The organism is Microbacterium sp. NPDC089190, from assembly GCF_040701795.1.
Taxonomy (GTDB): Bacteria; Actinomycetota; Actinomycetes; order Actinomycetales; family Microbacteriaceae; genus Microbacterium; species Microbacterium galbum.
This window is the reverse complement of sequence record NZ_JBFBHF010000003.1, coordinates 563,226-577,801: the sequence shown is the minus strand read 5'-3', so window position 1 is coordinate 577,801 and position 14,576 is coordinate 563,226. Positions and strand designations below refer to the sequence as shown.

Below are 14,576 nucleotides of genomic sequence, written 5' to 3'. Positions count from 1 at the left end.
CGTCCGCCTGTTCCCTCCCCGTCGAGTAGCGACGGGGCTCCGACACTATCCGGCTCGCGTCACGGTCCCAACAACCCCCGGACGTCAGCCGCGTCCAACGACGCGGCGAACGCCTCGCCGTCATCGATGACCGTGTCGAAGAGGGCCGCCTTGCGGCGCTGGAGCGCGAGGACCTTCTCTTCGATCGTGCCCGAGGCGATGAGCCGGTAGACGAAGACGCTCTTGTTCTGCCCGATGCGGTGCGCACGGTCGATCGCCTGGGCCTCGGCCGCGGGATTCCACCAGGGGTCGAGGACGAAGACGTAGTCCGCCTCGGTCAGCGTCAGTCCGAATCCCCCGGCCTTGAGGCTGATGAGGAAGACGGGCGCCTCCCCCGCGCGGAAGCCCGCGACCACGTCTCCGCGCCGAGCGGTGCCGCCGTCGAGATGGGCGTATGCGAGGCCGGCGGCATCCAGTCTCTCCGCCGCCATGTCGAGGAAAGAGGTGAACTGGCTGAACACCAGTGCACGGTGCCCCTCGGCCGCGACCTCCACGAGGCGCTCCAGCAGCACGTCGAGCTTGGCGGAGCCCAGGTGCGCGTCGCGATCGTCCACGAGCCCCGGTGCCAGCGCCAGCATGCGCAGCAGCGTGAGCGACCGGAACACGATGAACCGCTGTCGGTCGAGATCGTTGAGCAGCCCGAGGACCTTCTGCCGCTCCCTCTGCAGCACCCGGTCGTAGACCGCCCGATGTGCGGGGTCGAGCGGCACCGCGATCTCCTGCTCCTGTTTCGGGGGCAGATCGGAGGCCACCACGTCTTTCGTGCGCCGCAGGAGGAAAGGGCGGACCCGACGGCGCAGACGTTCGAGGGTCTTCTCTCGGTGCGCGCCCGCGGCCGCGGCCGACAGATCGGTGGGGGCGTCCGACGGCAGCTGCTCGATCGCGCGGGTGTAGTCCTCCCGGAACTGCCGGATCGAGGGGAACAGCCCGGGCGCCGTCAGCGCGAGCAGCGCCCACAGGTCGTCGAGACCGTTCTCGATGGGTGTTCCGGTGGCCGCGAACACGGCGTCGGTGCGGAGCGCCGCGATCGCGCGGTGGATGCGCGTGGCCGGGTTCTTCACGAACTGGGCCTCGTCGAGCACCACGCCCGACCAGTGCGGTGCGGCGAACTCCTCGGCATCCGTCCGCACGACGCCGTAGGACGCGACGACGATGTCAGCCTCGCCCGCGATCTCGAGGATCGAGTCGGCGCGGCGCACCGCGGTCGCCTCGATGACGGCGACCCGCAGGCCCGGGGCGAATCGTGCGGCCTCATCGCGCCAGGTCGGCAGCACCGAGGTCGGGGCGACGACGAGCCACGGTCGTGCGTCGCCGCGCGCGCGGCTGTGCGCGATGAGCGCGAGCAGCTGCAGGGTCTTTCCGAGGCCCATGTCGTCGGCGAGGATGCCGCCGAGTCGGTGCGCGTGCAGCAGCGCGAGCCACGACAGGCCCTCGCGCTGGTAGGGACGCAGTTCGGCGCGGAACCCGGTCGGGGTCGGGACCTCGGGCACCTCGCTCACGTCGCGCAGCGCCCGCGCGAGCTCTCGCCACTCGACCGCCGCCTCGGACTGATCGGCGAGGTCCTCGAACTCCGCCCACAGTGCGAGGTGCGTGCGGGGCAGGCGCGATCCCGTCTCCCACTCGTCGAGCGTCGCGGCCTCCTCGAGCAGCTCGCGCAGACGCTGCAAAGCCGGGTGCGCGAGCGAGAACCAGGCACCGTCCGACAGCTTGATGCGCGTCCGGCCCCGCGAAAGGGCGCTGAAGAGCACGCCGAACGGGATCAGGCGGCCCTCGATCGTCACGACGATGCCGAGATCGAGCCAGTCCCGGTCGAGCGACTCGACGGCCGTGATGCGCAGGGACGGATCGCCGCGCAGCTCGCGGAACGTGGGTTGCGTGCCGCGCGTGCGCACCCGCACCTCGTCGAGCACGTCGACGGCGGGAAGAACCCGCGCGCCGAAGACCGCGGCATCCGCATCCCGCAGGGTCGCCCTCGCGAGGGCGGGCAGATCGGATGCCGCCATCCACGCCGTCTCGAACCGTTCGCCGATCTGCGCCTCGGCGCGCGGATCGCGCTCGGCGTGGTCGCCCCGATCGTCGTACGCGGCCCGGAACCCGCCCGGGTAGACCCAGTCGAGCCGGTACTCGACGGCGTCGTCGTCGAGATAGGAGACGTCGACCGTCAGCGTCGGTCGCGCCGGCGGCGGCGGGGGGACGCCCGCGCCGACGGACAGCGGGGCGCGTCGCGCCAGTCGCGGGTACACCTCCGCCACGAACTCCGTCGCCTCGGTCGCGGGCACCTCGACGGCGGCTCCGCCGAGCAGGGCGGGCAGCGGCACCGGAAGGTCGACGGCCGCGAGCACGATCGGCACCGGGTCGCGATCGATCTCGAAGGCGAAGAGCCCCGCGGTGCCGATGGCGCGCGCGTGGGTCGCGTCGACGGGACGCGTGTCGATCTCGAGGTCGGCCGACACCCGCAGTGCTCCCCCGCCGACCGCGTCGAGCGCGACCCGGGCGGTCGCCGTGCGCGCGAGGCGCACGCTCTGCTGCGGATGCATCGGGACGATCCGGATGCCGAGCCCCTCGGCCGCGAGAAGGTGCGGCCAGAGCAACGGCGAGTCGACGGTGTCGAGGGCGACCGTGTCGCCGGACGGGGCGAACGGTCCCGTCGTCCGCAGAGCCTGCGCGAGGGCGTGCAGCTCGGCGAACCAGCGCACCTGCATGGGGTCGAAACGGCCGGAGGATCGGCGAACGGTGTCCCAGGTGGCATCCGCCTTGATCCACGCCTCGCGTGCGCCTCGGACGAGCGGACGGGCGACGAGCTGCAGGTCGTCCTGGCGCTGGGCGAGCAGGCGCGGCGTCACCGGCACGACGGCACGGGCCTCCCACCGGGACGGGTCGTACGCCTCGCGCTGGCGCAGCTCGATGCCGAGGGCGAGCGGCTCGAACGCGGCCGTCTCGCTCCCGGGAAGCAGCTCGCGCCAGGAGGTCACGGGAGCATCCTGCCGCGAACCTCCGACAGGGGGCGGCGGACCGGCCGCGCGAGACCGTTCCGTTCGCGCCGAGAAACGCCCTCGAGCTCGAGGAACGCGGCGACATCGCGTTTTTCGGTGGCGACAGCGTTCATCGATGCCGCGGCGGCTTCTCCGCACCGCGCGCCGCCGGACGCCCCGCCGCCCTGCATGGCGCCGGATGCCGCAGCGACCCCGCCGCCCTGCATGGCGCCGGACGCCGCAGCGACCCCGCCGCACCGCGCGCCGCGATCCTCTGCGCGCAGACGCCGTGACATCCGGTCCCACAGCACGCCCCGGCACTCCACCCGGAAACGCCACGACGCGGTCACCGGCGGGCAGCCGGGACCGCGTCGCATCGCGTCAGCCGCGCTCAGGACGAACGGGCGATCCGCGCCAGCACGCCGTGCACGAACGAACCGGAGTCGTCGGTCGAGAACTCCTTCGCCAGCTCGACGGCCTCGTCGATAGCGACGGCGGTGGGCACCTCGTCGTTGTAGAGGATCTCCCACGTGCCGATCCGCAGCAGCGCCCGGTCGACGGCCGGCATGCGCTGCAGCGACCAGTCCTTGGCGAACGTGGTGATCTGCTCGTCGATCGCATCGCGGTTGTCGATCACGCCGTCGACGATGTCGCGGGCGTACAGCCACGAGGCCTGACGGTCGGGCTCGGAGGCCGCGCGCTTGGCCTCGGTGGCCAGCATCACGGGCAGCTCCTCGCCGCGCACGTCGGCCTGGAACAGGATGTCGAGGGCGCGCTTGCGCGCCTTGGTACGAGCACTCATTCTGTCGGGATCGAGACGTCAGCTGATGCGGCCGAGGTACTCGCCCGTGCGAGTGTCGACCTTGATCTTGGTGCCGGTCTCGAGGAACAGCGGAACCTGCATCTCGTAACCGGTCTCGACGGTGGCGGGCTTGGTGCCGGCGGACGAGCGGTCGCCCTGCAGACCGGGCTCGGTGTACGTCACCTCGAGGATGACCGACGGCGGCAGCTCGATGTAGAGCGGGTTGCCGTTGTTCAGCGCGATCTGCACCTGCTGGTTCTCGAGCAGGAAGTTCGCCGCGTCGCCGACGGTCGCCGCTCCCACGGTGATCTGGTCGTAGTCGGCGACGTCCATGAAGACGAAGCCTTCGCCGTCGTTGTAGAGGTAGGTGAAGTCGCGACGGTCGACGTTCTCGAGGTCGACCTTGGCGCCGGCGTTGAACGTGCGGTCGACGACCTTGCCGCTCATGACGTTCTTGAGCTTGGTGCGCACGAAGGCGCCGCCCTTGCCGGGCTTGACGTGCTGGAACTCCACGACGCTCCAGAGCTGACCGTCGATGTTCAGGACGACGCCGTTCTTGATGTCTGCGGTGGATGCCATGAGTGCCGATATTCCGTTTCGTGAGTCGAAGTGGGCGAGAGCCCGACGTCAGAGTCTACGTGATGAGCGGGCTCAGCCGTCGGCGCGGCCCGAGATGACCTCCGCGAGCAGGTCGACGGCTAGCGCGTATCCGGGTACGCCCTCGCCGATCACGTGCACCGCGGCGACGTCCTCGATGTACGAGAAGTGCCGGAACGCCTCGCGCTCCTTGATGTTCGAGATGTGCACCTCGGCGACGGGGAGATCGACGGATGCCAGGGCGTCGCGCAGCGCGACGGAGGTGTGTGTGTACCCCCCGGCATTGATGACGATGCCCGCGCAGTCGAGCCGGGCGGCGTGGATCGCGTCGATGAGGACGCCCTCGTGGTTGCTCTGGATCGCGCGGACCTCGAGGCCGTGCCGGCCGGCGGCCTCGGCCGTCACGCGTTCGACGTCGGCGAGGGTGTCGCGGCCGTAGATCTCGGGCTGACGGGTGCCGAGGAGGTTCAGGTTGGGGCCGTTGACGAGGAGCAGTCGGCGGGGCGTGGTCATGTCCCGCACGCTATCAGCGGCCTCCCGTTGCGCTCGTCCGACGGGAGCGTCGGCCGGCCGACCCGGGCCGTGTCACAGTGTGCGAAGCGACCGGCTCATCGCGAGCTCGTCGCCGATGGGGCTCGTGAAGGTCTCGCCCGTCGGCACGAAGCCGGCGCGGCGGTAGACGGCCTGGGCCCGGGCGTTGTCGACGTGCACGTCGAGCGAGAGCGTCTCGAATCCCTGATCGGCGCTCCAGCGCGCCGCGGCGTCGAGCAGGGCGTCGATCGCGCCGGATCCGCGATTTGCGGGATCGACGTAGACCCCCACGACGTCGGCGCGTCCCGTGCTGAGTCGTCGCCCGGTGTGGTCGACGTCGCCCGCGCGCCGGACGAGCACCGTGCACGTGCCGATCCACGTGTCGGCGCTCTCGGCCACGAACATCGCGGCGGAGTCGCCGTCGGCGCCGCCCGCCGCTCGCTCGTCCCAGAACGCCTGGTCCCGCTCGAGCTCCTGGTCGTAGGTCGTGAGGAACGCGATGGATGCCGCCGGGTCGCCGACCGCGCGCAGCCGCAGCTCACGGACGCGTCCGCCCTCCCCCGCGCGCACGCGGCGCACGGAGGTGGTCACGCACCGACCTCCTGGTAGGCCGCGAACAGCAGCGACTCGTCGGGCGCCTGCAGCACGGTGGGCCGCGCCAGGTCGTCGAGCACGATGAAGCGCAGCATGCTCCCGCGGCTCTTCTTGTCGCGCTGCATCGTCGCCTTCAGCGTCTGGAACGCCCCGGCGCGGTAGGTCGTCGGCAGCCCCAGCGACTCGAGCACGGTGCGGTGCCGCTGCGCGACGTCGTCCGACAGGCGCCCGGCGAGGCGCGACAGCTCGGCGGCGAACACCATGCCCACCGAGATCGCCGCCCCGTGACGCCAGCGGTAGCGCTCGGCATGCTCGATGGCGTGGCCGAGGGTGTGCCCGTAGTTCAACACCTCGCGAAGGCCCGCCTCGCGCAGGTCTTCCCCGACGACGCGCGCCTTCATGTCGATCGCGAGCTCGACGCAGCGGCGGAACGCGTCGCCCTTCGGATCGACGATGCCCGTCGGGTCGGCCTCGATGAGATCGAGGATCTCGGGATGCCAGATGAAGCCCGCCTTGACCACTTCGGCGAAGCCGGCGGTCGCCTCGTTCTTCGAGAGGGTGTCGAGCAGGTCGAGGTCGCAGACCACGGCCACCGGCGGCCAGAACGCACCGACCAGGTTCTTGCCTTCGGCGGTGTTGATGCCGGTCTTCCCGCCCACGGCGGCGTCGACCATGCCCAGAACGGTGGTCGGGACCTGCACGAGGGCGACCCCGCGCAACCAGGTCGCTGCGACGAAGCCCGCGAGGTCGGTCACGGCTCCCCCGCCGAAACCGACCACGACGTCGGTGCGCGTGAAGTCGGCTTGGCCCATGACCTGCCAGCAGAACGCGGCGACCTCGACGCGCTTGCCCTGCTCGGCATCGGGGATCTCGGCCAGCAGTACCTGGCGATCGCCCACCAGCTGCGCGCGCAGAGCCTCGGCCTGCGCGGCAAGGGTCGGTGGGTGCACCACGAGCACTTTCCGGGCGGCGGCGGGCAGCTTCTCGCCCAGCGCGGCCAGCAGGCCCCGGCCGATCGTGATGTCGTAGCCGGGGTCGCCGGCGACGCTGATCGTGGTGGTGTCGCTCATGATGTCTCCTGGGCCGGGACGCTCTGCGCCCAGGCCACGATGTCGTCGACGACGCGGGACAGGGGCCCCGACGACGTGTCGATGGTGATGTCGGCCGTGGCCTCGTAGACGGGGCGCCGCTCGTCGTAGATGCGCCGCCAGCGTTCGACGGGGTCTTCGCCCCCGAGGAGGGGCCGATCGTCGCCGTGGATACGGGATGCCACCACGTGCGGCGCCACGGTGAGCAGGACGACGCGATGCGCGGTCAGGCGTTCCCGCGTCGCGGGGTCGAGCACCGCTCCCCCGCCGAGCGCGACGACGCCCCCGCGGCCCAGCGCCTCGACGACCGCGTCGCGTTCGAGCGCGCGGAAGTGTGCTTCGCCGTGGACGAGGAACAGGTCTCGGATCGGCCCGTGCTCGCGCACGACGAGCTTGTCGGTGTCGGTGAAGGGGGTGCCCAGGGCGCGAGCGACGCGGCGCCCCACGCTGGTTTTCCCGGCGCCCATCGGACCGATGAGCACGACGGCCGAACCGGTCCCGGTCACCGGCGTACGGTCGTCGGCTCCGGCGGGCGCCTGCTCAGGCGAGGTCATGCGCGAGAAGCGCGGCGTCCGACGCGTCGGTCGTGCGCAGGGTCTCGGGCAGGTTCGCGAGGTACGACTCGAGGTTGCGGCGGGTCTCGGCGACGTTGTCGCCCCCGAACTTCTCGAGCACGGCATCCGCGAGGGTCACCGCGACCATGGCTTCCGCGACGACGCCCGACGCGGGCACCGCGCAGACGTCTGAGCGCTGGTGGTGCGCGGCGGCGGTGTCGCCGGTGGCGACGTCGACCGTACGCAGGGCCTTGGGGATCGTCGCGATCGGCTTCATACCGGCGCGTACGCGCAGCACGGTGCCGGTCGACATGCCGCCCTCGGTGCCGCCGGCACGGTCGGACGATCGGGTGATGCCGTCTTCGGTGGCGAACAGCTCGTCGTGCGCCTGAGAACCGCGGCGCGTCGTGGTGAGGAAGCCGTCGCCGACCTCGACGCCCTTGATGGCCTGGATGCTCATGAGCGCCTGGGCGAGGCGGGCGTCCAGACGGCGGTCCCACTGCACGTGCGAGCCGAGCCCCGGGGGCAGGCCGTACGCGAGCACCTCGACGATGCCGCCGAGCGTGTCGCCCGCCTTCTTCGCGTCGTCGACCTCGGCGACCATCGCCGCACTGGTGTCGGCGTGGAAGCACCGCAACGGATCGGCGTCGAGCCGGTCGACGTCGTCGGGCGTGGGCAGTGCGGCGTCGTCCGGCACGCGCACGGGACCGATCGAGAGCGTGTGGCTGACCAGGCGGATGCCGAGCTCGCTGAGGAACGAACGGGCCACGGCGCCCAGGGCGACGCGTGCTGCGGTCTCGCGGGCGGAAGCGCGCTCGAGGATGGGGCGGGCCTCGTCGAAGCCGTACTTCTGCATGCCGACGAGGTCGGCGTGGCCGGGGCGGGGGCGCGTGAGCGCGGCTCCGCGTCCGCGGGAGCGGTCGGACAGCTCGACGGGCTCGGGGCTCATGACCTCGGTCCACTTCGGCCACTCGGTGTTGCCGATGCGCAGGGCGATCGGGCTGCCGATCGTGAAGCCGTGCACGATGCCCGTCGACAGCGTCAGCTCGTCTTCTTCGAACTTCATGCGCGAGCCGCGACCGTACCCGAGTCGACGGCGCGCCAGTTCGGCGCGGATCTGGGCCGAGGAGACCGGGACACCGGCCGGCATCCCCTCCATGAGGGCGATCAGTTCGGGGCCGTGGGACTCGCCGGCGGTGAAGACGCGAAGCATTCGTCTAGTCTCCCACGAGCGCGATGCGCATTGCGGCCAGCACCTCGTCCTCGTGGACGAGTGGCTGCGCAGGGTCACCGGCGACGAAGACGCGCACCTGCAGCAGTGCCTGGTGCAGCAGCATCGTGAGCCCGTCGTGCGCGGCCACCCCGGCGCTCTCCCAGGCCCGCGCCAGAGGTGTGGGCCAGCCGCCGTAGACGACGTCGACGAGGGGCCCGGACGTGGACGCCAGCGCCCCCGCGAGGGCGCCGAGGTCGGTGCCGCCGGGCAGGGCGGCGATGGTGGTGTCGACCTGGACGTGATCCGGCGCGTCGAGAGGCGCGGTCCGCACCGCGACGCCCAGGAGCGCCCCCAGTTCGGCGAGGACCGCTGCCGCTTCGGGGCGTCGAGCCCGTACCTCCACCTCGACCGCTCCGGCGCGGGCCGCCGAGACGAGGGCCGAGGTCGCCGTCGCTCCCGCGCCCAGCACGCGCACGCGCTCGGGTCGGCGCACGCCGACCTCGTCGAGGGCGCGGGCGAGTCCGCCCACGTCCGTGTTGAAGCCGTGGGCTCCCCCGTCGGTCAGCAGGTAGGTGTTGACGGCGCCGGTTAATCGCGCGTCATCGTCGAGGGTGGTGGCCCGGGCGGCCGCGACGTGCTTCAACGGCATCGTCAACGACAGGCCGCGCCAGGTGGCGTCCAACCCGTCGAACTCCGTGGCGAAGGTCGCCTCGTCGACGCGTCGCCGTCCGTACTCCCAGTCGAGTCCGAGCACGCTGTACGCGGCGGCGTGCAGCCGGGGCGACCGCGAATGCGCGATCGGGTCGCCCCAGACGGCCAACCGGGTGGCGTCGGTCAGCATCCGCCGTCGGGGTTCTCGCGACACCACGCACGGAACTGGTCCACGGCCTTCAACTGGTCGGCGTAGGTCGTCGAGAACACCGTCTCGCCGGTGGCGAGGTTGACGGTGGTGAAGTAGTACCACGAGCCGTCCACCGGCTTCATCGCCGCGTCGATCGCGAGATCGCCGGGGTTGGCGATGGGCCCGATCGGCAGACCCGGGCGCACGTAGGTGTTCCACGGGTTGTCGCTGGTGAGCGCGTTCTCGGACGACGACGACGACCCGGCATCCAGTTCTCCCGCGCCGTACTGGGCGGTCGAGTCCATCTGCAGCAGGCCGTGGGTCTCGGTGTTGTCGGGCTGGAGGCGGTTCTCGATCACTCGCGAGACCTTGTAGAAGTCCTCGCTGCTGCGCGCCTCGCGTTCGATGATCGATGCGACGATGAGGATGCGCTCCCGGTCGGGCTCCGGGACCCCCGCGGCGTCGAGCGACTGGATGGTGCGCTGCACCATGCGTTCGATGACCTGCTGGGCGGTGACGCCCTCGTCGAAGTCGTAGGTCGCCGGGAAGATCCACCCCTCGAGCGTCGAGGCGGGCACGCCGTACACCGACGGGTCGGCGGCGGCGGCGTCGAGATCGGCGCGCGGGATGCTCAGCTGCTCGGAGATGACGTCGAGCGACTGCGTCAGGGTGAGCCCCTCGCGCAGCTGCACGGAGTAGTCCAGACGGCTCGCGGGGTCGCGGAGAGCGGCCAGGACCGCCTCCGACGTCATCTGCTGCTGCAGCTTGTAGACGCCCGGCTGGAAGGTGAAGGCGACGGAGTTGTCGACCATGTACTTGTAGAGCGAATTCGAGGCCTTCGTGATGCCGGCCTCGAACAGCTTCGGTGAGACGGACTCCCCCGTGTCGCCCGAGACGATGGTGACGCGGGCCTCGCCCGTGGCCTGCCCCGCCTCGTAGTCGAGGGGCTCGCCGTTGCCCAAGAACGCCTGGATGCGATCGCCGTAGGTGTTCCAGACGACCATGCCGCCCGCGGCGATGCCGCCGAGCAGCACCAGGACCACGGCGAGGGCGATCCAGCCGCCGACGCGACGGCGCTTCTTGGGGGCGCGGGGCGCGGCGTGGCCGATCTCGTGGGTCGTGGTCTGGCCGGTGAAGAGGTCTTCGAGCGACCCGGAGGCCATGCCGGCGGCACCCGGAGCGGGGCGTCCGGCCGTCGCGGAACCGATCAGCGCCGGCTGCGCCTCGCGCGAGACGTCGTCGATCGTCGCCGGCGCGCTCGTCCGGCGGGGTCCGGGCGCGGATGCTCCGCCGTCGCGTGCGACGTCGGAGGATGAGGCGGATGCCGTGGCTGCGGCCGCGTCGGTGGCTCGCGGCGCGGACGCGGGCTCGGTGGCGCGGGGCGCCGGGGTGGGTGCGGCGGTGCGCGGCGCGGGCTCGGCGGCACGCGGCGCGGGCATGCGCTCCGCGGCGCGGGTGGGCTCCGGCGCGGAGGTCTCCTCCGGCGCGCGTCGCGCCGCGTCGAACCGGGGCGCCGGGGCGGCGGCACCGTCCGGGGCGGGGGCCGCGGCGACGGCGGGTGTCGTGTCGGTCGGGCCGGTCTGCGCGCGGCGCGCCTCACGAGCAGCGCGACGCGAGGGCGGAGCGGCGTCGGCCGAATCGTCGGCCGCGCGCGCGCCGCTGCGCGGGTCGGGCAGGCGACCGTACAGGTCGGCGAACGGATCGCTCTCGGGGGGCTGGTTCTCGGGCATGTCAGGCGGGCTCCTGTCCCGGTGATACGGCGGGTCCGGCCGGCTCGCCGGACTGTCGCTCCACGTCGAGCGCCTGCTGCAGCAGCACCACAGCGGCGACTTGATCCACAATGCTACGAGAGTCGCGCTGGGAACGACCTGCCTCCCGCAGCACGCCGTGCGCCGACACGGTGCTCAGTCGCTCGTCGACCAGCCGCACCGGTATGGGCAGAGCGGATGCGAGCTGCTCGGCGAATCTCCGTGCATCGGTGGTCGACGGGGTGTCCTCCCCGCGGAGGTTGAGCGGCAGACCCACCAGCACCTCGAACGCCTCGTACTCGGCTGCCAGTGCGGCGATCCGGCGCACCGGCTCGCCTTTGCGCGGCACCGTCTCGACGGGCACGGCCAGCACGCCGTCCGGGTCCGAGCGGGCGACGCCCACGCGGGCGCGCCCGACGTCGATCCCCAGACGGATGCCGCGTCGGAACTCCGTCACGCGGTCGTCGCCCGCACGTCGGCGACGATGCCGTCGAGCGCCTGCGGCAGGGCCGCGGCATCCGTTCCGCCTCCCTGCGCGACGTCGGGACGACCGCCGCCGCCGCCGCCGAGCACGGCGGCTGCGGCCTTCGCGAGGGCACCGGCGGCGAGACCGCGCTCGCGTGCCGCGTCGTTCGTGACGACGACGACCGTCGCGCGGCCGCCGGCGACCGAACCGAGGGCGACGACCGCGGGGTCGCTGCCGAGGCGGTCGCGCACCTGCAGGGCCAGGGAGCGCACGTCGTCGGCCGAGGCGCCCTCGCCGAGACTCTGCGCCACGACCTTGACGGTGCCGACGGCCACCGCCGACTCCACCAGCTGCGGCAGGCGGCCGGTGAGGGCCTGTGCCTCGAAGGCGGCGATCTTCTTCTCGGCGGCCTTGAGGCTCGCGGCGAGCTCGGCGATGCGGTTGGTCAACTGCTCGCGCGGTGTCTTGAGCGACGTCGACAGCTGCGAGACGATCGCGCGCTCCGCGGCGAGGTCACGGAAGGCGTCGAGGCCGACGAGCGCCTCCACGCGTCGGTTCGAGGCGCCGACCGACTGCTCGCCCACGAGGTTCACGAGGCCGATCTCGGCGCTGCGCGCGACGTGCGTGCCGCCGCAGAGCTCGCGCGACCACGGGCCGCCGATGTCGACCATGCGCACGGTGTCGCCGTACTTCTCGCCGAACAGGGCCATGGCGCCCGCGGCCTTCGCCTCGTCGAGCGACATCACGCGCGTGGTGACCTCGAGGTTGTCGCGGACGGCGTTGTTGGCGATGTCCTCGATCTCGGTGCGGGTCTCGGGAGAGAGCGCCGAGCCCCAGCTGAAGTCGAAGCGCATGTAGCCGGCACGGTTGAGCGACCCGGTCTGCGTCGCGGTCTTGCCGAGAGTGTCGCGGATCGCCGCGTGCACGAGGTGCGTGGCGGTGTGCGCCTGCTGCGCCGCGTGGCGGTTGAGTCCGTCGACGACGGTGGTGGCGGGTGCGCCCACGGCGACCTCACCGGTGGTCACCTCGACCGTGTGGCTGACCAGACCCGGCACGGGACGTTGCACGTCGAGCACCTCGAGCTCGTAACCCGGGCCCACGATGACGCCCTTGTCGGCGACCTGGCCGCCGGATTCTGCGTAGAGGGCGGTCTCGGACAGGATGACCTCGGCGATCTGACCCTCCGAGGCGCGGTCGGTCCCCTGCCCCTGGACCAGGATGCCAAGGACTTTCGACTCGGTCTGCAGCTCGGTGTATCCGGTGAACACGGTCTCGCCGAGCGCGCGGAACTCGCGGTACGCGCTCTGGTCGGCGATGGCACCCTTGCGGGCACGCGCATCGGCCTTGGCACGCGTGCGCTGCTCCAGCATGAGCTGGTCGAACGCGCCGCGGTCGACCGACAGCCCGGCCTCTTCGGCGATCTCGAGCGTGAGGTCGATCGGGAAGCCGTACGTGTCGTGCAGCAGGAACGCCTCGGAGCCCGACAGCGTCGTGCCGCCGCCGGTCTTGGCCTCGGCGACCGACTGGTCGAGGATCGCGGAGCCGGCCGCGAGGGTGCGGAGGAACGTCTGCTCCTCGGCGATCGCGTAGGCCGAGAGACGGGCGTAGTCGGTCTCGACCTCGGGGTACGACTCCTTCATCGCGTCGCGCGAGGCGGCGAACAGCTCGGGGAAGGTGGCTCCCTCGACGCCGAGCAGGCGCATCGAGCGGATCGCGCGACGCATGATGCGGCGCAGGATGTAGCCGCGGCCCTCGTTCGAGGGGGTCACTCCGTCGGCGAGCAGCATGAGCGACGAACGCACGTGGTCGGCGACGATGCGCAGGCGCACGTCGTCCTCATGCGACTCGGCGCCGTACGCCTTGCCGGCCAGCTTCGCCGCCAGGTCGAGCACGGGGCGCACCTGGTCGGTCTCGTACATGTTGTCGACGCCCTGCTTGATGAACGCGATGCGTTCGAGGCCCATGCCGGTGTCGATGTTCTTCGCGGGGAGCTCTCCGACGATGTCGAAGTCGTACTTCGAGCGCACGTTCGTGATCTCGTACTGCATGAACACGAGGTTCCAGATCTCCACGTACCGGTCGTCGTCGGTCGCGGGACCGCCGTCGATGCCGTAGTCCGGACCGCGGTCGAAGAAGATCTCCGAGCAGGGGCCCGCGGGGCCGGGAAGGCCCGTCGACCAGTAGTTCGTGTCCTTCCCGAGGCGCTGGATGCGCTCGTCGGGCAGGGTGCTGAGCTTCAGCCAGAGGTCGCGAGCCTCGTCGTCCTCCTCGTAGACGGTGACCCAGAGGTCCTTCGGGTCGAAGGCCAGGCCGCCCTCGGACTCGGGCGCGGTCAACAGCTCCCAGGCGAAGCGGATCGCGTCTTCCTTGAAGTAGTCGCCGAACGACCAGTTGCCGAGCATCTGGAAGAACGTGCCGTGCCGCGGGGTCTTGCCGACCTCTTCGATGTCGTTGGTGCGGATGCACTTCTGCACGTCCGCCGCACGCGGGTAGGGCGGCGGCACGACGCCGCTGAGATACGGGATGAAGGGCACCATGCCCGCCACGGTGAACAGCAGGGCCGGGTCGTCGGTGACGAGCGAGGCCGAGGGGACGATCGTGTGGTTCTTCTTCTCGAAGAAGTCGAGGAAGCGCTGGGCGATCTCGGCGGTTTTCATGGCGGGTCTTTCCGTGCGCGTGCGGTGGCCGACCCCGGGTCATCGGGGGCCGGATGCCGGGGAGGTCAGTCGGTCGAGGATGCCGCGGTCTTCGCGGAGGCGGCGGCGTCGCCGATCGCCTCGGAGGCCCGGTCGACCGCGGAGGCGGCGACGCCCTTGGCGTCGTCGATGATCTCCGACAGGCGGGTCTCCTGCTGGTGGTAGGCGTCGCTCATGTGGTCGGTGAACTCCCCGATCCGCGAATCGAGCTGGGCGAGCAACTCCTGACCGCGGGGGTCCTTGTTGACGAGATGCGCGGCGACGAATCCGCCGGCGATCCCCAGCGCGAACCAGAAGAGGCTTTTCACGATCACGACTTCTTCCTCGAGGCGACGCCGCGGTCGCGGCATCCTTCATCGTAGGCGACGGCCCCCGTGCCTCGTGCAAGAGACCTGTGGATGCCGACTCCCCGGAGTCCACCGCGTACCGGATGCG

At 71.6% G+C, this 14,576-nt stretch carries 13 protein-coding genes; all 13 read right to left on the bottom strand.

Features of this window, described 5'->3' with window-relative positions; translation table 11 throughout:
* Positions 1-59: 59 nt before the first annotated feature.
* Positions 60-3,011 carry a DEAD/DEAH box helicase gene (locus AB0230_RS12740; RefSeq protein ID WP_366376079.1) on the bottom strand — a complete coding sequence of 984 codons (2,952 nt, stop codon included), beginning with the start codon at positions 3,009-3,011 and terminating at the stop codon, positions 60-62.
* A gap of 391 nt (positions 3,012-3,402) precedes the next feature.
* Positions 3,403-3,813 (bottom strand): transcription antitermination factor NusB, encoded by a 411-nt coding sequence (gene nusB, locus AB0230_RS12735; RefSeq protein WP_298872920.1) that lies wholly within the window; start codon positions 3,811-3,813, stop codon positions 3,403-3,405.
* Positions 3,814-3,831: 18 nt separating this feature from the next.
* Positions 3,832-4,392, bottom strand: a complete 561-nt coding sequence (gene efp / locus AB0230_RS12730; RefSeq protein WP_076675522.1) for an elongation factor P — start codon at positions 4,390-4,392, stop codon at positions 3,832-3,834.
* A gap of 72 nt (positions 4,393-4,464) precedes the next feature.
* Positions 4,465-4,923 carry a type II 3-dehydroquinate dehydratase gene (gene aroQ / locus AB0230_RS12725; RefSeq protein ID WP_366376076.1) on the bottom strand — a complete coding sequence of 153 codons (459 nt, stop codon included), beginning with the start codon at positions 4,921-4,923 and terminating at the stop codon, positions 4,465-4,467.
* Positions 4,924-4,995: 72 nt separating this feature from the next.
* Positions 4,996-5,532, bottom strand: coding sequence for a GNAT family N-acetyltransferase (locus AB0230_RS12720; RefSeq protein WP_366376074.1), 537 nt, complete (start codon positions 5,530-5,532; stop codon positions 4,996-4,998).
* Positions 5,529-6,605: a 3-dehydroquinate synthase gene (gene aroB / locus AB0230_RS12715; RefSeq protein ID WP_315995751.1), complete on the bottom strand. Its 1,077-nt coding sequence runs from the start codon at positions 6,603-6,605 to the stop codon at positions 5,529-5,531. The genes AB0230_RS12720 and aroB overlap by 4 nt, the downstream gene beginning before the upstream one ends.
* A complete protein-coding gene (locus tag AB0230_RS12710; protein WP_315995904.1) occupies positions 6,602-7,090 on the bottom strand; it encodes a shikimate kinase in 489 nt (162 codons plus the stop codon). Before AB0230_RS12710 ends, aroB begins: the two co-directional genes overlap by 4 nt.
* A 73-nt stretch (positions 7,091-7,163) precedes the next feature.
* A complete protein-coding gene (gene aroC / locus AB0230_RS12705; protein ID WP_315995750.1) occupies positions 7,164-8,390 on the bottom strand; it encodes a chorismate synthase in 1,227 nt (408 codons plus the stop codon).
* A 4-nt stretch (positions 8,391-8,394) separates the two neighbouring features.
* Positions 8,395-9,231 (bottom strand): shikimate dehydrogenase, encoded by an 837-nt coding sequence (locus tag AB0230_RS12700; protein WP_366376071.1) that lies wholly within the window; start codon positions 9,229-9,231, stop codon positions 8,395-8,397.
* Positions 9,225-10,961, bottom strand: a complete 1,737-nt coding sequence (gene mltG, locus AB0230_RS12695; protein WP_366376069.1) for an endolytic transglycosylase MltG — start codon at positions 10,959-10,961, stop codon at positions 9,225-9,227. The genes AB0230_RS12700 and mltG overlap by 7 nt, the downstream gene beginning before the upstream one ends.
* 1 nt (position 10,962) lies before the next feature.
* A complete protein-coding gene (ruvX, locus tag AB0230_RS12690; protein ID WP_363391541.1) occupies positions 10,963-11,436 on the bottom strand; it encodes a Holliday junction resolvase RuvX in 474 nt (157 codons plus the stop codon).
* Complete coding sequence (gene alaS / locus AB0230_RS12685; protein WP_363391544.1) at positions 11,433-14,102, bottom strand: alanine--tRNA ligase; 2,670 nt, start codon at positions 14,100-14,102, stop codon at positions 11,433-11,435. The genes ruvX and alaS overlap by 4 nt, the downstream gene beginning before the upstream one ends.
* Before the next feature lie 65 nt (positions 14,103-14,167).
* Positions 14,168-14,455, bottom strand: coding sequence for an ATPase (locus AB0230_RS12680; protein WP_315995745.1), 288 nt, complete (start codon positions 14,453-14,455; stop codon positions 14,168-14,170).
* Positions 14,456-14,576 lie beyond the last annotated feature (121 nt).

Bases quoted from the DNA above. Each gene is read 5' to 3' on its own strand.
- aroC (WP_315995750.1), bottom strand. From the start codon at position 8,390: ATGCTTCGCGTCTTCACCGCCGGCGAGTCCCACGGCCCCGAACTGATC.
- alaS (WP_363391544.1), bottom strand. From the start codon at position 14,102: ATGAAAACCGCCGAGATCGCCCAGCGCTTCCTCGACTTCTTCGAGAAG.
- efp (WP_076675522.1), bottom strand. From the start codon at position 4,392: ATGGCATCCACCGCAGACATCAAGAACGGCGTCGTCCTGAACATCGAC.
- aroQ (WP_366376076.1), bottom strand. From the start codon at position 4,923: ATGACCACGCCCCGCCGACTGCTCCTCGTCAACGGCCCCAACCTGAAC.
- mltG (WP_366376069.1), bottom strand. From the start codon at position 10,961: ATGCCCGAGAACCAGCCCCCCGAGAGCGATCCGTTCGCCGACCTGTAC.
- AB0230_RS12710 (WP_315995904.1), bottom strand. From the start codon at position 7,090: ATGGGCGCCGGGAAAACCAGCGTGGGGCGCCGCGTCGCTCGCGCCCTG.
- AB0230_RS12700 (WP_366376071.1), bottom strand. From the start codon at position 9,231: ATGCTGACCGACGCCACCCGGTTGGCCGTCTGGGGCGACCCGATCGCG.
- aroB (WP_315995751.1), bottom strand. From the start codon at position 6,605: ATGAGCGACACCACCACGATCAGCGTCGCCGGCGACCCCGGCTACGAC.
- nusB (WP_298872920.1), bottom strand. From the start codon at position 3,813: ATGAGTGCTCGTACCAAGGCGCGCAAGCGCGCCCTCGACATCCTGTTC.